Annotated in this window: 13 protein-coding genes; 4 read left to right on the forward strand and 9 right to left on the reverse strand. The window is 67.5% G+C overall.

Features of this window, described 5'->3' with window-relative positions; genetic code table 11:
• Nucleotides 1-728 precede the first annotated feature (728 nt).
• Nucleotides 729-1619, forward strand: coding sequence for a PPK2 family polyphosphate kinase (locus tag B5F84_RS07300; RefSeq protein ID WP_087322310.1), 891 nt, complete (start codon nt 729-731; stop codon nt 1617-1619).
• Nucleotides 1620-2189: 570 nt separating this feature from the next.
• Here B5F84_RS07300 and B5F84_RS07305 read toward each other — a convergent pair.
• On the reverse strand, nt 2190-4919 hold the full coding sequence (locus B5F84_RS07305; RefSeq protein WP_087322311.1) for a phosphoenolpyruvate carboxylase: 2730 nt from the start codon (nt 4917-4919) through the stop codon (nt 2190-2192).
• Between the two features lie 303 nt (nt 4920-5222).
• Between B5F84_RS07305 and B5F84_RS07310 the strand changes: the two genes are divergently transcribed.
• Nucleotides 5223-6674, forward strand: a complete 1452-nt coding sequence (locus B5F84_RS07310) for a lipopolysaccharide biosynthesis protein (protein ID WP_087322313.1) — start codon at nt 5223-5225, stop codon at nt 6672-6674.
• A gap of 213 nt (nt 6675-6887) precedes the next feature.
• Here the strand turns inward: B5F84_RS07310 and B5F84_RS07315 are convergent, their stop codons facing one another.
• The 6 genes from B5F84_RS07315 to aspS all read right to left on the reverse strand — a co-directional run bounded on the left by B5F84_RS07315 (nt 6888) and on the right by aspS (nt 14415).
• Entirely contained in the window at nt 6888-7478 is a 591-nt protein-coding gene (locus B5F84_RS07315) for a flavin reductase family protein (RefSeq protein ID WP_087322315.1), read from the reverse strand.
• A 9-nt stretch (nt 7479-7487) separates the two neighbouring features.
• The gene (gene crcB, locus B5F84_RS07320) at nt 7488-7865 is read right to left on the reverse strand and encodes a fluoride efflux transporter CrcB (protein WP_087322318.1); all 378 of its coding nucleotides are present in this window, start codon (nt 7863-7865) and stop codon (nt 7488-7490) included.
• 329 nt (nt 7866-8194) lie between these two features.
• The gene (locus tag B5F84_RS07325) at nt 8195-10033 is read right to left on the reverse strand and encodes an ABC transporter ATP-binding protein (RefSeq protein WP_087322320.1); all 1839 of its coding nucleotides are present in this window, start codon (nt 10031-10033) and stop codon (nt 8195-8197) included.
• Nucleotides 10034-11773, reverse strand: a complete 1740-nt coding sequence (locus tag B5F84_RS07330) for an ABC transporter ATP-binding protein (RefSeq protein WP_087322322.1) — start codon at nt 11771-11773, stop codon at nt 10034-10036.
• A gap of 1 nt (nt 11774) precedes the next feature.
• The gene (locus B5F84_RS07335; protein ID WP_204205531.1) at nt 11775-12236 is read right to left on the reverse strand and encodes a MarR family winged helix-turn-helix transcriptional regulator; all 462 of its coding nucleotides are present in this window, start codon (nt 12234-12236) and stop codon (nt 11775-11777) included.
• 409 nt (nt 12237-12645) lie between these two features.
• On the reverse strand, nt 12646-14415 hold the full coding sequence (gene aspS, locus B5F84_RS07340; protein ID WP_087322324.1) for an aspartate--tRNA ligase: 1770 nt from the start codon (nt 14413-14415) through the stop codon (nt 12646-12648).
• Nucleotides 14416-14669: 254 nt separating this feature from the next.
• Here aspS and B5F84_RS07345 point away from each other — a divergent pair, with 254 nt between their 5' ends.
• Entirely contained in the window at nt 14670-15338 is a 669-nt protein-coding gene (locus tag B5F84_RS07345; protein ID WP_087322326.1) for an HAD-IA family hydrolase, read from the forward strand.
• A 112-nt stretch (nt 15339-15450) separates the two neighbouring features.
• Nucleotides 15451-15756, forward strand: a complete 306-nt coding sequence (locus tag B5F84_RS07350; RefSeq protein WP_087322328.1) for a CDP-alcohol phosphatidyltransferase — start codon at nt 15451-15453, stop codon at nt 15754-15756.
• Nucleotides 15757-15876: 120 nt separating this feature from the next.
• On the opposite strand, the gene B5F84_RS07355 is transcribed toward B5F84_RS07350, so the two are convergent.
• Both B5F84_RS07355 and B5F84_RS07360 read right to left on the reverse strand, forming a co-directional pair.
• Nucleotides 15877-17988, reverse strand: coding sequence for an ABC transporter permease (locus tag B5F84_RS07355; RefSeq protein ID WP_087322329.1), 2112 nt, complete (start codon nt 17986-17988; stop codon nt 15877-15879).
• Complete coding sequence (locus B5F84_RS07360) at nt 17978-18766, reverse strand: ABC transporter ATP-binding protein (RefSeq protein WP_087322331.1); 789 nt, start codon at nt 18764-18766, stop codon at nt 17978-17980. The genes B5F84_RS07355 and B5F84_RS07360 overlap by 11 nt, the downstream gene beginning before the upstream one ends.
• Nucleotides 18767-18770: the final 4 nt, after the last annotated feature.

The following is an 18770-nucleotide window of genomic DNA, read 5'->3' on the forward strand; positions in this document are numbered from 1 at the left end:
GGGTCCTTCTCGTACCCCTTCGGGCGCTCCCGGGACGCGCTCGGCCGCGTCTGGACGGGCGTTTGCCGCGCTCGACGCGCTTTGTCGCCCCGCGCCGCCGCCTGCCGCGCTTGGCCGCCCCGGAAGTTACCCTTCACCAACTGAACACAAGTAATATAGGACTAACTCATGGAAACGCAAGGGCCGCTCGCCGATTTTGTAACATTGGGCGAACTTTTGGGACGCGCAGGCGGCGGCAACAAGCCGTCTGGCCACATCCGGGGCGTCTGACGCCGCGCCGACCACCTGCGTTACGCTTTTGCCGGTCATGGCACAAAATCTCTCGCGAGCGTTTCGAAATCTTGAGTCATGTCACTGTCCCCTCAAGGAGACGAGCGTCCGTTGCGGCCCCCGCACGCCCCTTTTCAGTGCCGCGGCCCATAATTCGCAACATTCCGGCCGACCTAAGCCTCCGGAGGGGGCCGGACAAGTCTCCCCCCCTCCTGCCATGAGCCCGATTTTCGCAACGTCCTTCTCGCCCTTGGTGACATGAGCCCAAAACTCGCAACGCCCTCCCCCGCATCCGCCGCGTCAGCCTCACGTGGGAGTGACACAACCCCAAAACTCGCAACGCTCGCCATAAAAGAGAGCGCTCGGGCCAGGCGCCGGCCCAGCCCCCCGTCGACCGCGCGGCGTCACGCTGGGCAAGAAAACGGGAACAAGGTAGAAAACGCAAGCAGGGAGGCAGCATGGACATCCGAGACTTCACCGTGACGGGCGAGAAGAACCTCAAGCTGGAGCGCTTTCCCACCTCGCTCAAGATCGACTCCGCGCGGCGACCCGAATACGAGCGGACCCTCGCCGACAACAAGGCGCGCATCGAGGCGCTGCAGGACCGCCTCTACGCCGAGGCGCGCGAAAGCGTCATCATAATCCTGCAGGCCATGGACGCCGCGGGCAAGGACTCCATGATCCGCCACGTGCTGGGCGGCATCAACCCCACGGGCATCGACGTGCGCAGCTTCAAGCAGCCCACCAGCGTGGACCGCGAGCACGGGTTTCTCTGGCGCAGCTTCGGCGCGCTGCCGCCGCGCGGCAAGATCGCGGTGTTCAACCGCTCCTACTACGAGGAGTGCCTGGTCGTGCGCGTCCACGGGCTCTGGCGCGACTACCGTCTGCCAGACCGCTGCCTCAATTTGGACGAGGGGGACTACTTCAGGGAGCGCTTCGAGGACATCCGCGGCTTCGAGCGCTACCTCTGGCGCACCGGCAACCGCATCGTCAAGATCTTCCTCAACGTGAGCGCGGACAAGCAGCGCGAGCGCTTCCTCGAGCGTATCGACGACCCCGCCAAGAACTGGAAGTTCTCCGAGAGCGACCTCAAGGAGCGCCTGGAGTGGGACCAGTACCAGCGCGCCTACGAGGAGATGATCGCCGGGACCGCCACCGAGCGGGCGCCCTGGCACGTGATTCCCGCAGACCAGAAGTGGGTCGCGCGCGCGTTGGTCTCGGAGGTGCTGCTTGGCGTGCTCGAGGACATCGACCCTCACTACCCCGGGCTCCCCCGCAGGGCGCGCGAACGGCTCGCCGACTGCCGGCGCGCCCTCACGGACGGCCCCGCCGCGGACGTGGACCGCTAGAGGGCGAGAAGAACGCGGCTTTTGGAGCGGTGCCCGCACGCTCATGACTTCGGACGTTGCTTCCATCGCGTGTCCCCTCCCCCAGTGCCGCGTCTCTATCCCTTGCCCGGAGCATAGCAGCGTGACCGGACATAAATAGAACATATGTTTCTGCTGAGACACGTCCCTTGCCGCGCGTCAGGCGGCCGGGGGAACATTGCCCACGGGTCTACTATTCGTTTATTTTCTTGTGCTGGGCAAGGCCGACAAACGTGGGCCTGGTGCTAAATCTCATGTATACGTCAATAACGAGATGGGAGGGGCTTTGATAAAATATAAACGCGAAACAGTTTGTTCTTCTCGCCTATTCGCATTTTGTACACATACATAAAAATAAAATATTAGACCCCGGGCCCTAATTGGCGCCCTGTGGAAAATACCCAACTGACGGCATGCCAAGAGCACGAAAGCGGCGCCGGCAGCGGAACTCCCCCGCTGCCGGCGCCGCATGACAGAGCAGGATGGCCCGGCGCCACGGCCCCACAGGCAACTTGGCACAGGGCCCGGCGCCATCGCCCGGCGCCGCCCGCCTCACCCCGTGTTCTGCAGGCCCGCAGCCACACCGGAGACGGTGCAGAGGATGAGGTAGAGGAAGCGCTCGCGCTCCTCGGGCGTGAGGGTCTCCCCCTCCGTGCGGAGCTTGCGCAGGGCGAGCGCCTGGGTGACGGAGAGCACGTTCACAAAGGGCAGGCGCATGCGGATGACGGGGCCGAGCACGCGACGGTGCTCGAGCGGCCACTCGTCGCCCACGATGGCGAGCACCCAGCGGCGCGTGAGCGCCATCTCGTCGAGGACCTTCTGCGCAAGGTCGTCGCGGTCGCCGAGGGCGAGGTAGAGCCGGGCGATTCGGTCGTCCGTCTTGGAGAGCGACATCTCGATGTTGTCGACGAACGTGGTGAAGAGCGGCCACTCGGCATAGGCCTCGCGCAGGCGGTCGAGGTCGCCCAGGCGCTCGCAGGCCGTGCCCAGGCCGTACCACGCGGCCAGGTTGATGCGCGCCTGGCTCCAGGAGAAGATCCAGGGAATCGTGCGCAGGTCGTCGAGGGACTTGGCGCCCAGGCCGCGCTTGGCGGGACGCGAGCCGATGGGCATGAGGCCCACCTCGGTGAGCGGGGTCACCGTGGAGAACCACTCGGCGAAGCCCTCCGTGTGGAGGAGCTCGAGGTAGTGCTCGCGCGAGGCGGAGTCAAGGGCGCTCGCGAGCTCGGCGTACTTGGCCGTGGACTCGGTGTTGACCCACTCGATCGAGGGCGCGGACTGCAGGAGCGTGGCGCCCGCGACCGACTCCACGTGACGGCGGGCCAGCGTGGGGTCGCCGTAGCGCGCAAAGATGACCTCGCCCTGCTCGGTGAGCTTGAAGCGGCAGTTGACCGAGCCCTTGGGCTGCGAGAGCACGGCGCGGTTGGCCGGTCCGCCGCCGCGGCCGACGGCGCCGCCGCGGCCGTGCATGAGCACGAGGTCGATGTTGTTCTCCTCCGCCCACTGGGCGATCGCGGCCTGCGCCGCGTGCAGGACGAGCGTGGCCGAGGTGGGGCCGGCGTCCTTGGAGGAGTCAGAGTAGCCGAGCATGACCTCGAGCCGGCGGCCGGACTCGGAGAGGCGCCGCTGGACCTCCGGCAGGCGAATCATGGCGTCGAGCGTGGTCACGGCGTTCTCGAGGTCCTCGATCTGCTCGAAGAGCGGGATGACGTCGAGCGTGGGGACGTCGGCCTCGTGCGCAAAGGCCAGGTGGGCGAGCTCGTAGACGTCCGCGACGTTCTGCGCCGACTTGGTGAAGGAGATGATGTAGCGCCGGGCGGCGTCCACGCCGTTTTTGCGCTGGATCTGGCCGATGGCGCGGAAGGTGTCCAGGACCTCGCGCGTCATGGGCTGGAGCTCGCCGTTCTCCCCCCAGCGGCCGTGCTCGCGAATGTCCTCGAGGGCGCGCGTGTGCACGACCGAGTGCTGGCGGAACTCCATCTCCACCAGGTGGAAGCCAAAGGTCTCGGCCTGCCAGATGAGCTTCTGCAGGGGGCCGTAGGCCGTGCGCACCGCACCAGACTTGGCAAGGGACAGCTGCACCACACGCAGGTCTGCGATGTAGTCCTCGGCGCTCCGGTACATGATGTCGGCGGTGCGGCGGACCGTGGCCTCAAGGCGCTCCGCGATGACGAGCATGCACGCGCGGTGCAGCTCGCTCTGGGAGATGCCCATGGCGCGCAGCGTGATGGCCTCACTCATCTCGCGCTGGTGGTTCCAGAGGTTGACGAGCTGGTCGGAGGGCGGCGTGGAGGTGGCGTCGAGCGTGAGGTTGCGCCCCGTGACGCGCGTGGCCTCGGCGAGCGCCTCGAGCACGTGGCTGCGGAACTTCTCCGCCACCTGGCGGCTCACGCGCGCGGTCACGTTGGGGTTGCCGTCACGGTCCGAGCCGATCCAGCTGCCGGGGTGGAAGAACGCCGGGCAGACGGGCGGCACGGTGCCGGCCTTGTCGCCGAGCTCCCAGTCGTCGAAGCGGCGGTACACCTCCGGCACCATCTCAAAGAGCGTGTTGTCGAAGATGTCGATGATGGTGTCGGCCTCCTCGACGGGCGTCGGCTTCTTGTGCGCGATCGGCGAGGTGCGGAAGAGCGCGTCGATCTCCTGGAGGAGCTTGCGCTCGTTCTCCGCAAGGGCGATGCCGCCGAGCTGGTCGCGCTCCTCGAGGAGCCCCGCGATGCGGCGGATCTTGCCCTCGACGGCCTTGCGGCGAGCCTCGGTGGGGTGCGCGGTGAAGACCGGGCGGAACTCGAGGCGGCGCAGGAGCGCGATGGCCTTGCCGCGGCCGCACTCGTCCACGAGCTGGCGATAGGCCACGGTGATGTCGTTGATCGGGTCCTCGTCCGCCGTGGTGGGGATGGCGCGCTCCCGACTGCGCAGCGACCCGACGCGGTAGTTCTCCTCGCAGATGTTGGCAAGGTGGAAGTACGCCACGAAGGCGCGCATGAGGAGGGTGGCGCGCTCCTCGCTCAGGCCGTCGATGATGCGCTCGAGGTCCTGGAAGGCGGCGAGCTCGTCGCTCGTGTCGCGCTCGTCCGCGTTCGCGCGGATCGCGTCGGCGAGAAGGACGTCAAAGATGGAGCGCAGCTCCGGGTCGTACTCCTCGAGCACCTTGCGGACGAGTCTCAGGAAGAGCGCCATGTTGTCGCGGATGCTGCCCGGGACGTCGACGCCCGAGAGCGTCTGGCGCGCGGCGTCCGTGGCGTCTCGCACGGCGTCGGCGAGCGCGCGGTTCGCGCCGGGCATGATAGCGGACTGAGTCGCGGGAAGTTGGTTCTTCTCGGCCAACGTGCCTCCTTTGTCGGACGTGTGGTCATGAGCTACCTTAGCGCGAGAAGGACGCCGCGGGTAGGACCTCGCAAGAAAGACTCAACCGAGAAACCCATTGTTCACGTGGTCCGCCCCTCCGGCGGCAGGGGCTTCTGGCGGGGCCGAGGGAGGCCGGGGCCGAGAGGCGGCCCTGCCCCCACGCCACGTCGCCGACACTTCCGTCACGTCCCGCGGCTACAATCCTCCACAGGGAACCCCGACGGCGAGAGGACGCCACCCATGGCAGCACACCCGCTCAGGCGCCTCCTTCGGCGCCGCGGCCCAAAGAACGACGTCACCGTGGTGCCGCGCACCCCGCGCTACGGGGTCGAGCGGCCCGCCGAGCCCGCGCGCGGGCGCGAGCGCCAGCCCGGCCCCCTCGCGCGCGTGGTCAACGGCTGGTGGAACCGCCTCATCGGCGCGGTCTTTGGCGGGCGCTTCTCAACCGAGACGGAGCAGTACCTTGCCCACCAGACCAAGCGCGACTACGTGTGCAACACCCTCGGCCAGGCGGCCTGGGGCATGCTCTTCCCGCTGCTGACCCTCATAGCCACCTGGTTCGTGGGTCCCGAGCAGGCCGGCCTGTTCTCCATGGCGTTCACGGTGGGAACCCTGCTTCTCTTCCTGGCCAACTACGGCGTGCGCACCTATCAGGTCTCGGACCTCGACGAGACGCAGTCGTTTCTCGACTACCAGATCAACCGCGTCATGACCTGCGCGCTCATGCTCCTGGTGGGCTGGGTGTGGTGCCAGGTGCGCGGCTACGACGCCCAGATGTTCTCCGTCTGCATGGGTGTGCTCGTCTTCCGCGCGGTCGACGGCCTCGCGGACGTCTACGAGGGGCGCCTCCAGCAGAAGGACAAGCTCTACCTTGCGGGCATCTCGCAGGCGGCGCGCTGCGTGCTCGCGGTGGTCGCCTTCTTCATGGCGCTGCTTCTTACGCGCAGCCTCGCGGTGGCGAGCTGGGCGCTCGCCGTGGGCGCGGTGGCGTCGCTCGTGGTGCTCTCCCTGCCGCTCGCCTACTTCGAGACCGACCGCTCGCTGCCCGCGAGCGTGCGCGGCGTGCGCGAGCTCTTTGTCCAGTGCTTCCCGCTGTTCCTTGCGCTCTTCCTCTACAACCTCATCGACTCCGTGCCCAAGTTCGCCATGGAGGGCGCCCTCTCCTACGACAACCAGCTCTACTACAACGCCATGTACTTCCCCGCCCACGCCATCCTCATGGCCGCGGGCTTCATCTACAAGCCGCAGCTCGTGCGCCTGGCGCGCATCTGGGACGACCCGGAGAAGCATCGGCGCTTCGATCTTCTCGTCCTTGCCATGATGGGGGTCATCGCGCTCATCACCGGGGCCACCGCGCTTGTCATGGGCACGGTGGGCATTCCCGTCATGAGCTTCATGTACGGCCTCGACTTCGAGCGCTTCCGGAGCCTCTGCTACGTGATGGTCGCGACGGGCGGCGTCTGCGCCTGCATCGACTTCCTCTACCAGATCATCACGGTGCTGCGCGCGCAGGAGCAGGTCTCGCGGCTCTACCTCATCGCGATCGCGTTTGCCGTGCCCGTGGCGCTGCTGCTCGTCAACTTTGCGGGGCTCGCGGGCGCGGTGGTCGCGAGCCTGGTCTCCATGGCGATCCTGCTGGTGCTGCTGGTGACGGAGTACTTCGCGATCCGGAGGCGCCTGGGCCGCGGGTAGCGCGGGGCGCGGGCGGGCGTGTGACCGGAGCGCGGGTGCGAGCAGCCGGGCGCGGGCGGGCCCTCCGATTAACGCACAAAAACTGTTTTCATTTCATATATCCCCAGATGACTTTTTCGGAAAAGTCAGATTATGTGCGTTAATTTTCGCGCCAGTCGGAGACGCAGCCAAGGGACGTGCCCGGCGCTCGGTGCACCACCCCGCCGCCCCGAGCTAGCGCCGCCCGCGCCCCCGTGGCGCGCGCTTGCGGACCGAGTACCCAAAGCTGCCAAGGCGCCGGCCAAGCTCGAAGTACTCCCCATGGCTGTAGGCCGTCAGGTTTGCGCGCGCAAGGTCAAGCCGGCCTCGGGCGTCGAGCAGGTCCTCCTCAACCTGGACCGCGCGGACGTCGGCAATGAACAGGTGGTGGCTCCCCAGCTCCAGCACGTCGCGCACCGCGCACTCCAGGCTGACCGGAGACTCCGCGATGATGGGCGCAAGCTCAAGGCTCGACGCGGGCGCGGGAGTGAGGCGGCACTCCTTCCACTTGTCGAAGTCGCGCCCCGAGCGGACGCCGCACCAGTCGCAGGCGCGCTGCAGCCGCGCCGTGACAAGGTTGACCACAAACTCCCCCGACTCGCGAATAATTCCGTAGCTATGGCGCTCCGGGCGAAGCGAGATCGAGAGCATCGGAGGGTTGGTGCAGACCGTGCCGGCCCACGCGACGGTCACGATGTTCTTCTCGCCCGCCGCGTTTGCGCAGCTCACCATCACTGCGGGGAGCGGGTAGAGCATGTTGCCGCCGCGCCAGACCTGCTTTGCCATGTATCCTCCCTACGCCGAAGCCAGGGCGGCGCCCAGACGAGCTCCCGCCCACACCGCAACGAGGCAGGTTACCACGTTGAGCGCGACGTTCGCGGCCGCGGGCGCAAGGTGGCCCGCCTCGATCATCTGCAGCGTCTCGTTGGAGAAGGTCGAGAAGGTGGAGAGGCCGCCGCAGAGGCCAACCGTGAGCAGCAGGCGTGCGGGCTCGGGCAGCGGCGCGACCGCATGCGCGCCCGTGACCAGCCCGATGAGCAGGCCCGCGAGCACGTTGGCAACGAAGGTCCCCGCTGGAAGTCCGGGTGCCAGCGTCGAGAGCGCCAGGCCCAGGCCCCAGCGCGCCACGCTACCCGTCGCGCCGCCCACGGCGACGGCAACCAGCTCGATCATGCGGCCCCCGTTCTCCCCTCGTCCCATGCTGCGACCCGTTGTCGGGCTTGGAACAGTCTATCGCACGCATGGCTGGGCGGCGGGCGCGAGGCCCGGCCCCTCTCCCCAAGATTGGGTAGCCTGTTTGATATGACTCGTCTTCAAACGCGAAAAAGCGCTCAGGCTCGGGCAAAACCTCGCAATAACGCGCAATTTCTCTCAGTTTTGGCGTCGTTTGCACCATCCGAGAAGAACCAATATCAAACTCACCACCCAATAGCGGAGAGAGAGGGGCCCCGAACCCCGCGGGCAACGGGGCCGGGGTCGCCAGGCGTCCCGGTCCCGCGCCCCTAGTCCAGCTCCTTGGCGCCGGTCCAGAGCTGCCAGTACTCTCCGCGGCGGGCGAGAAGCTCGTCGTGCGTGCCGCGCTCGACGATCTGCCCGTGCTCGAGCACGATGATCGCGTCGGCGTTGCGCACGGTGGAGAGTCGGTGCGCGATCACGAAGACCGTGCGTCCAGCCATGAGCCCGTCCATGCCGCGCTGGATGAGCGCCTCGGTGCGCGTGTCGATCGAGGACGTGGCCTCGTCGAGGATGAGCACCGGCGGGTCCGCCACGGCCGCCCGCGCGATGGCCAGGAGCTGCCGCTGGCCCTGCGAGAGGTTGGCTCCGTCCGCCACCACCGGCGTTTCGTAGCCGCGCGGCAGACGGGAGATGAAGCCGTCCGCGTTGGCCACGCGCGCGGCCTCGCGGACCTCCTCGTCGGTGGCGTCGAGCTTGCCAAAGCGAATGTTGTCCGCGATCGTTCCCGCAAAGAGGTGCGTGTCCTGCAGCACGATTCCCAGCGAGCGACGCAGCGAGGTCTTCTCGATGTCGCGCACGTCGATGCCGTCGTAGGTGATCACGCCCGAGCGCACCTCGTAGAAGCGGTTGATGAGGTTGGTGATGGTGGTCTTGCCCGCGCCCGTTGACCCCACGAAGGCGATCTTCTGGCCAGGCTTGGCGTAGAGGGTGAGGTCATGCAGGACCGTCTGGCCCTCCTCGTAGCCAAAGTCCACGTTGTAGAAGCGGACGTCGCCCTGGAGCGGCACGTGCTCGCCGCAGATCTCCCACGCCCACCCCGCGGCGCCGGCCGCCACGCGAGCGGCCTCCACGTCGTCGGCGTGCTCGAGCCGCACCTCGCCCTCGTCCACCTCGGGCGCGAGCTCCATCACGGAGAAGATCCGCTCGGCGCCCGCGAGCGCCGTGAGCAGGAAGTTTCCCTGCTGCGTGAACTGGTTGAGCGGGGCCGTGGCCTGACGGACAAACACGAGGTAGCTCGCGAGCGACCCCACGTCCATCGAGCCGCCCAGGGCCAGAAGCGCGCCGACCACGGTCACGATCGCATAGTTGACGTAGCCCATGCACACCGTGACCGGCACCATCGTGGACGCATAGGCCTGCGCGGAGGTGCCGGCCTCGCGAAGCCGCTCGTTGAGCTCACGGAACCGTGCCACGTTGGCCGTCTCGTGGTTGAAGACCTTCACGACCTTCTGCCCGGAAATCATCTCCTCCACGTAGCCGTCGAGCCCGCCGAGCTCGGCCTGCTGCCGCGCGAAGAACCTCCGGCTCCTGCCGCCGGAGAACCGCACGTAGAGCGCAATCCCCGCGTCACAGGCCAGCGTGATGAGCGTCAGGCGCCAGTCGAGCACCAGGAGCAGCGTGAGCGTGCCCACGATCTGCACGGCCGCCTGTACGAGGCTCGCAAAGCTGTTGTTGAGCGCCTCCGAGACCGTGTCCACGTCATTGGTGAAGTAGCTCATCACGTCGCCGTGGCGCGTGCGGTCAAAGAACGAGAGCGGCAGGCGCTCGATGTGCGCGAAGAGGTCGCGCCGGATGTCAAAGACGACCCTCTGTGCCGCGCGCACCATGGTCTGCGTGTAGCCCGCGGCAGACGCCACGCCAAGCGCGTAGATGACGGCGGTCAGCGCCACGCCGCGCACGAACGCGTCATAGTCCCCCGCGCCCACCGCGTTCACGATGGGCTTGATCATGTAGGTCCCCACGAGGTTGGCAAGCCCGGACACCGAGACGAGCACCGCCACCACGGCGAGCATCCAGCGCGCATGGCTCATGTACGAGAGCAGGCGGCGCAGCGTCCGAAGCACGTTCTGCGGCCGCGCGGGCGCAGCGGTCTGGCGGGCGGGCATCTACGCCACCTCCCCACTGATCCCAGATCCTATCTGGGACTCGTAGATCTCCTGGTAGATGTGATCGGAAGCGAGAAGGACCTCGTGCGTGCCGCACGCGTGCACCCTCCCGTCGTCGAGCACCACGATCTGGTCCGCGTCCATGACCGAGGCCACGCGCTGGGCGATCACGATCTTGGTGACGTCGCCGAGCGTGGCCAGGTTCGCGCGGATCCGGGCGTCCGTGGCCATGTCCACGGCGCTCGTGGAGTCGTCGAAGATCAGGACGCGCGGGCGCTTGAGCAGGGCGCGGGCAATGCAGAGGCGCTGGCGCTGCCCGCCGGAGGCGCCCGCCCCGTTCTGCCCGAGGTCGCCGTCCAGGCCGCCGATGCGGTCCAGGAACTCGTCGGCGCAGGCGAGGCGGCAGGCCTCGAGCATCTGCTCGTCGGTCGCGTCGGGGTTGCCCCACGCAAGGTTCTCGCGCACGGTCCCCGAGAAGAGCACGTTCTTCTGCAGCACCACGCCGACCGCGTCGCGCAGGGCGGCAAGGTCGTAGGCGCGCACGTCCCGGCCGCCCACGCGGACCTCCCCCGCGGTCGCGTCGTAGAGGCGGGCGACGAGCTGCACGAGCGTCGTCTTGCCCGAGCCCGTGCCGCCGAGAATGCCCACCGTGGACCCCGCGGGAAAGGCGAGGGTCACGTCCTCGAGCACGTTCTTCTCGGCATCGGCGGCGTACTTGAAGGAGACGTGCTCAAAGCTCACGGAGCCGTCGGCGATCTTGGTCACGGCCTGCTCGGGGGAGGCGATCGTGGGCACCTCGGAGAGGACCTCGCGCACGCGCTCGACGCTCGTGACGGCACGCGCGAGCAGGAGGAACACGTTAGAGATCATCATGAGCGAGTTCACGATCTGGAGCACGTAGCTCATGAAGCCGGTGAAGGTGCCTACCTGGAGCGTCCCCGCCATGATCATCTGGCCGCCAAACCAGAGGATGCCCACGCAGGTGACGTACATCGTCCCCTGGAAGATGGGGGTGTTGAGCACGGCCGTCCGGAAGGTGCGCGAGGCCGTCTCGGCAAGGCGCCCGTTCACGTCGGCGAAGCGCTCGGCGACGTGGCCCTCGCGCACGTAGGCCTTGATCACGCGAATGGCGGCAAGGTCCTCCTGAAGGGCGTCGTTCAGGTGGTCCATCACACTCTGGAGCACGCGGTAGAGCGGCCCCACGCGGCGCACCACGAAGAACATGGCCAGGGCCAGGACCGGCATCACCGCAAAGAAGACGAGCGCGAGCTCGGGCGACATGACCCACGCAAAAAGCAGGCCCATCACCAAGATCACGGGACCGCGGACGAGCGGGCGCGTTCCCGAGACCAGGGCGTTCTGGATCACCGTGACGTCGGTGGTGAGGCGCGTCACGAGCGAGGAGCTCTCGAAGTCGTCGAGGTTGGCGAAGGAGAACTCCTGCACGTGCGCGTACTCCGCCTCACGGAGACGCGCGCCGAGGCCCATGGCGGCTCGCGCCGAGAAGCGCGCGTAGAGGAAGCCGAGCCCCAGCGAGACGAGCGCAAAGAGCAGCATGAGGCCTCCGTTGGCGAGCACCGCGCCAAGGTCGCCCGCAAGGATGCCGTCGTCGACGACCGCGGCCATGAGCATGGGGATCACAAGCTCGAGCGAGGTCTCCAGGGCAACGCAGACAACGGCGACGAGGAAGTCACGTCGATAGGGGCCCAGGTAGCGGGCGATGAGACGGACGCCGTCCATGCTAGGCCTCCCCCCTCTCGGCCGCGGCGCGCAGGTTGGCGTGGGCGCGGGCGAGGTAGTCGGCAAAGGCGGTGCGCTCGTCGGGCGAGAAGCCGGCGAGCATGACCTCCTGCTCCGCAGCGCAGGTGACGTCCCAGGCGTCGGCCGCGGCAAGGCCGCGCTCGGTGAGGGTAAGGGCCTTGGTGCGCCGGTCCCGGCCGGGCGCCGAGCTCACAAAGCCCGCGCGTGCGAGGGAGTCGAACATGCGCGAGACGGCGCCCGGGTCGCACTCAAAGAAGTCCGCGACCTCGCGCTGGCTCGACGCGCCGTGAATGGCCAGGTAGACGAGGAGCTTGGCCTGGCCCGGACCAAGCCCGAGCTCGTCGACGCGCGGCTTGAGATAGGTTCGCTGGGCATGGAAGGCTCGCATGAGGCGCATGTGGAAGTCCGTGAGGGAGCTTCCGCGCCGAGGACGGTCTGGCATGGCGTCTCCTTGACGTGACAACTGTTGCTTACGCAATGATACGACAGACCGTTGCCGTGTCAAGGATTCGAGCGGCACGGGCGCGCGGGCCAGGGCGGTCTCACGGCGCGCCGGCGGCGGCGCGCCACTGCCGGCGGTTACGTACACTGCCGGCGGTTACGTACACGAAAAAAGGTTCTTCTCGCCAACGCGTTTTATATTTGCGCAGGTAGACGCCTCACGTTCCTGTGTACGTAACCGGAAAGAATGTACGTAACCGACGCTCGTGTACGTAACCGCCGGAAGCGTACGTACCCGGCGAGAAGGACCTCCGTCCGAAGCCGTCGCACGGCAGCAAAAAGCCCCGGGCGCGCGCCCGGGGCCGGAACTTGCAGCTTGTCATGCCGCCTTTGCCACGGCAGACGGATCGTCACAGCAGGCGGAGGCCAACCTCCTTGAGCTGCTTGCCGGAGACCTCGCTCGGCGCCTCGGACATGAGGTCGGAGCCGGAGCTTGTCTTGGGGAACGCCATGACGTCGCGGATCGAGTCCTCGCCGGCGAGCAGCATGCACACGCGGTCAAGACCGAGCGCGAAGCCGCCCATCGGGGGCGCACCGTACTCGAGGGCGTCCATCAGGAAGCCAAACTGCTCGCGGGCGCGCTCCACCGTGAAGCCCATGAGCTCGAGCATGTCGAGCTGCATCTGGGAGTTGTGGATACGCATGCCGCCGCCGCCCGCCTCGCAGCCGTCCATGACGAAGTCGTACGTCGCCGATCCGATGGCCAGCGGGTCGGCCTTGATCTTCTCGACGTCGAGCTCGGTGGGCAGGGTGAAGGGCTGGTGCTCGGCCTCGTAGCGGCCGGCCTCGTCGTCCCAGTGGAAGAGCGGGAAGTTGACCACCCAGAGGAAGTCGTGACCCTCGCGCGGGACGTTCAGCGCGTTTGCCATGTGCAGGCGCATGCCGCCCAGGATCTCGTCGGCCGTCTTGCGGTCGGCCACGGCGAACATCACGAGGTCGCCCAGCTCGATGCCCATCTCGGCCTTGAGGGCCTCCATCTCCTCGTCGGAGAAGAACTTGACGATCGGGCTGTTCACGGAGCCGTCCTCGCGGAACGCGATCCACGCGAGGCCCTTGGCGCCGAACTCGGCGGCGACGTTCGCCAGCTTGTCGATCTGCGCGCGCGGCCAGGCGCCGGCGCCCTTGGCGTTGATCGCCTTGACGTACTGGCCGTCGGTGGCCGCCGCGCCCGCAAAGAGCTTGAACTTGGAGGCCTGGAAGATGCCCGTCACATCGTGGAGCTCCATGCCAAAGCGGGTGTCCGGCTTGTCGGAGCCGTAGGTGTCCATCGCGTCCCAGTAGTCCAGGCGGCGAAGCGGCGTCGACATCTCGACGCCCATCTTGGCGAAGGCGTCCGCCAGCACGTCCTCGAGCGCGCCCATGACGTCGTCCTGCTCGACGAAGCTCATCTCAATGTCCACCTGCGTGAACTCGGGCTGGCGGTCGGCGCGCAGGTCCTCGTCGCGGAAGCACTTGGCAACCTGGTAGTAGCGCTCCACGCCACCCACCATGAGGAGCTGCTTCAGCAGCTGCGGGGACTGCGGCAGCGCGTAGAAGTGGCCGGGCTGGGTGCGGGACGGCACGAGGAAGTCGCGCGCGCCCTCGGGCGTGGACTTGAAGAGCGCCGGCGTCTCCACCTCCATGAACTCGCGGTCGTGCAGCGCCTGGCGCAGCGCGAAGGTGAAGTCGGAGCGCATCTTGAGGTTGGCCGTCATGCGCGGACGACGGAGGTCCAGGTAGCGGTAGCGCAGGCGGACGTCCTCGGAGGTGTCCACGTGGTCCTCGATCTGGAAGGGCGGCGTCTTGGAGGAGTTGAGGACCTCGATCTGGTCGATAAGAACCTCGACCTCGCCGGTCGCGAGCTTGGGGTTGTCCATGCCCTCGGGGCGCTCGCGCACGGTGCCCGTGACCTTGATCGGCCACTCGGAGCGGATGGTCTCCGCAGCGTGGAAGGCCTCGCCGCCGGAGTGCTCCGGGTCAAAGGAGACCTGCGTCACGCCGTCGCGGTCGCGCAGGTCAACAAAGATGAGGCCGCCGTGGTCGCGGCGGTGCCAGACCCAGCCGGTGAGGGTCACGGTCTGGCCGATGTGCTCGCGGCGCAGCTCGCCGCAGGTGTGGGTGTGCATGCTGTGGGAATCCATGGGTGCCTTTCTCGTCCTGCCGCCCCGTGCCGTACGGGCGGCGCCTTCTGGATGGTCGCGGCGTGCGTAGACGGCGCGCGCCGCAGCGGGGGTGATTGTACTACGGGCGCGTTCCGCAACGCTCCGCGGCGCTGACAAAGGGGGCAGGGTTAACGGTCATGAAACCCGGGTTACGTGACCGTTAACCCTGCACCCTTTGTCAGCGTCGTGGCTCCCACGTGCTACCCTAGGCGCGACCAACGTTAGGAGCGCCCATGCACGCATGCACGACCGCCGTCTTCGACCTTGACGGAACCCTCCTCGACACCCTCGAGGACCTGCACCTCTCCACCAACGCCGCGCTCGCCGCCCACGGCATGCCCGCGCGCACCAGAGACGAGGTGCGCCGCTTCGTGGGCAACGGGATCGCCCTGCTCATCCACCGCGCCGTTCCCGCCGGCACGCCCTTGGCCACGGAGGAGGCCGTGCTGGAGGACTTCCGCCGGCACTACGCCGAGCACTGCGACGACCACACCGCGCCCTACCCCGGCATCGAGGTTCTTCTCGCCCACCTGCGCGCGGCGGGCACGAGGCTCGCCGTCGTCTCCAACAAGGCCGACTTTGCGGTCCAGGAGCTCGTGGCCCGGCAGTTCCCGGGAACCTTCGGGGCCGTCATCGGGGAGAACGAGGCGGCGGGCGTCCGCAAGAAGCCCGCCCCGGACATGGTGCGCGTCGCGCTCGAGCGGCTGGGCGCCGGTCCCGAGGGGCTCGTCTACATCGGCGACTCGGAGGTCGACGTCCAGACCGCGGCCTCCTGCGCCTGCCCCGCCGTCATCTGCTCCTGGGGCTTCCGCGACCGCGCCGCGCTCGTCTCCGCGGGCGCTCGAGTCATCGTGGACACGCCCGCCCAGCTGGAGCGGGTTCTTCTTGCCGGCGTGCGCTGACCAACTTCCACCGAACGCTCACCTAACAATTTGGGAACGTACGCATAACATCCCGCACGGCGGGTTATAGTCTTCGTATCGTCCATCTGGTAGTCCGGAGAAAGGATACGCCATGGGTAAGAAAGCTGCGGAGGCCCTCGACATCAACTACGACGAGCTGGCCGAGTACCTGCACTGCAACCACTCCGTGTATATGAAGCTCGGCTCGGCTATCTACTACCTGACCGACGTCAACTACGAGGCCTGGCGCGCCCAGGACACGAGCCGCCGCAACGAGAAGGACCACTTCGTGGACTGCTCCGAGCTCGTCCCCACCGTCGACGAGTTCCTCTCCCTCCCCTGGATCAACGGCGAGACCATCAAGGACGTCTTCGACCACGCCACCTTCTACGCCTCCATCAAGGGCGAGAAGGACTAGCCCTCCAGGCGCCTGCGAATGCGGAAGGGGTCGGAACCGCCGGGTTCCGACCCCTTTTTCATGACGCCCGCCCCGTCGCCCCTGTCATGCCAGCAAAAGCGGCGGGGCGGGCGTCAGGCCCTAGGCGCGGGCGAGGATGCTGCGGGACGTGAGGTAGGTCACGAGGAAGTACCCGCCGTAGAGCACCACGACAAAGCACACCGTCCCCACGAGCGCCGTGCCGATCTGAAAGCCCGTGAGCAGCGCCACGATGTCATTCACCACGCTGAGCGCCACCGCCGCGTGCGCCACGGCAACAACCAGCGGGAACAGGAAGTACACGCCAACCTGGGCGAGAAGGGCATGGTCGACCATGCGCCGCTCGGCACCGAGCTCGGCGAGCACGCGATAGCGGCCCACGTTGTCCGCCGCCTCGGAGAGCTGCTGCAGGGCGAGCACCGTCGCGCAGCACACGAGCAGGACCACGCCGATGTAGATGGCCAGGTAGGTGACCACGACGGTGGTGCCGGACGCCTGGTCGAGCAGGCCCTGGGCAGTCGTGAGGGTCCAGACCGGCCAGGCGTCGAGCGTGGAGCCCTGGCCCATGACGTCGCCGTAGGCCTCGTCGATCGCGGCGACGGCGGCCGGCTCCACCTCGGTGCGCTCGCCCGCGTACATGAGGTTCACCGCGGTGGCGCTGGGGCCGGCGCCCGCGGGCACCATGCCATCCGGGACCACGAGCGCGCCCGAGACCGTGCCGCCGGCAGCCGTGTCCGAGAAGAGCAGGTGCACGATCGGCTCCTCGGCAAAGCGCAGCGTCTTGCCGCCGACCTCGACCTCCGGGTTCTGCGCGGTCACCGCGTCCCAGAGCTCGTCGAGGGACGAGAGGTCGTTCCAGAGCAGACACTCCCCCGCCGCGAGCTCCACGGTCTTCTCGCCCGCCATCCGGGCCAGCGCGTTATACTCGGAGACGGGCACCACGGTGAGACGCTGATCGGTGTTGCCCTGCATCATGGTCTGCATGGTCGCGTTGCCCGTGAAGTCCGTGTTGGCAAAGAGCTCCTCCACGGTGGTGTCCACGAGCAGGTTGCCGTCGGCGTCGTAGGTGTACTGGTTGACCTGGACGGCGTCGCGGAAGAGCTCGTCGTAGTTGGGGATGTCCGCGCGCAGGCGGGCGATGGCGTCGTAGCCGTCTGCCGCGGCCGGCCCCTCCTCGGGGTCGGCGGAGACGAGCGCCGAGGCCATGCCCATCGGATAGCTCACGAGCGACATGTCGTAGACCGTGCCCACGCGCAGGCTCTCGTTCATGCCCGTTGCCACCGAGAAGCCCGTGCACACGCCGCAGATGGCGAGAAACAGCATCGCGCACACCATGGAGATGGAGAGCCACGCGGTGTTGATGCGGCTGTTGAGCTGGCGCATCACGAACATGTTGAGGCCGGAGAGATAGGCGCGCGGGCTCGCCTGGAGCGCACGCAGGGCAAAGCCGGAGATCGAGAAGAAGAAGAGCAGCGTGCCCACCGTGACGAGCCCCGTGGCCAGCGCAAAGTACGGCCCCTCCTCCATCATGCCGTGCTCGAGCAGGACCTTGTACGCCACGCCGATAAGAACGAGCGACACGAGGAAGAGCACCACGGAGAGCGGCAGGCTGCGCAGACGGACCTTCTCGCTCACCTTGTCCGCGTTGATGAGGTCAATGAGCTTGTAGCGGGAGACCGTGGTCACGTTGAAGACGAGCGTCACGAGGAAGATGCCCGCGAAACACGCCACCGTGGAGAGCGCCGCGGCCGGCGAGAAGGCAAAGACGAAGCCCTTGATCGTGGCCTCGAAGAGCCCCGCCGTGATGTACATCATGACCTGCGAGAGCCCAACGCCCAGAAGTAGGCCGACCGCCAGCGCGACCACGCCCACGGCGAGCGTCTCGATGACCACGATCCACGACACGTGCCGGATGTCCATGCCAAGGGTGAGGTAGATGCCAAACTCGCGCTTGCGCCGCCGGATGAGGAAGCGGTTGGCGTAGACGACGAGAAACCCGAGGATGATGACAACGAAAACGGAGAGGCCAGAGAGGATGTCCGTGAGCGCCTGCACCATGCGGCGCTGGTCCTCGCCCATCTGAATGACGGCCGCCTGGTCGGTGATGGAACCGAAGGCGTAGAACACGCAGACGCCAAAGGCGAGCGTGAGGAAGAAGACCGAGAAGTCCCGGAAGGACTTGCGGACGTTGCCGAGCGCGATCTTAGCGTACATCGGCGCCCTCCCCTCCCAGGAAGGACACGACGTCCATGATCTCGCCGAAGAACTGCTTGCGCGTCTTGGAGCCGCGGACGATCTCGTTGAAGATGCGGCCGTCCTTGAGGAAGAGCGCACGGCGCGCGTAGCTCGCCGCGAAGGAGTCGTGCGTGACCATGATGATCGTGGCGCCGTCCGCGTTGAGCGCCTCGAGGCTCTCCAGGAGGCGGCGGGAGTTCTTGGAGTCGAGGGCGCCCGTGGGCTCGTCGGCAAGGACGAGGGACGGGTCGGTCACGATGGCGCGCGCCGCGGCGACGCGCTGGCGCTGGCCGCCGGACATCTGGTGCGGGAACTTGTCGAGGACGTCGCCAATCTCAAGGCGCTCGGCCACGCCCTCGACGCGCGCGACGACCTCCTTGGCCGGCACGTGGCTGATCGTGAGCGCAAGGGCGATGTTCTCGCGCGCGGTGAGGGTGTCGAGCAGGTTGGAGTCCTGGAAGACGAAGCCCAGGCGCTCGCGACGGAACTTCGAGAGCTGGCCCGAGCGCAGGGAGGTGATGTCCTGGCCGTCCACGAGAATGTGGCCCGAGGTGGGACGGTCGATCGTGGAGATGCAGTTGAGCAGCGTGGTCTTGCCCGATCCGGACGGGCCCATGATGGCGATGTACTCGCCGGACGCCACGTCAAAGGAGACGCCGTCGAGGGCGCGGGTCACGTTGGAGCGGCTGCCGTAGAGCTTCTCCACGCTCTGGCAGGAGAGCACGGGATGGGTGGGACGGGCGTGCGAAGGTGCCATGGGG

This window comes from Olsenella sp. An290, assembly GCF_002159535.1.
Taxonomy (GTDB): domain Bacteria; phylum Actinomycetota; class Coriobacteriia; order Coriobacteriales; family Atopobiaceae; genus Thermophilibacter.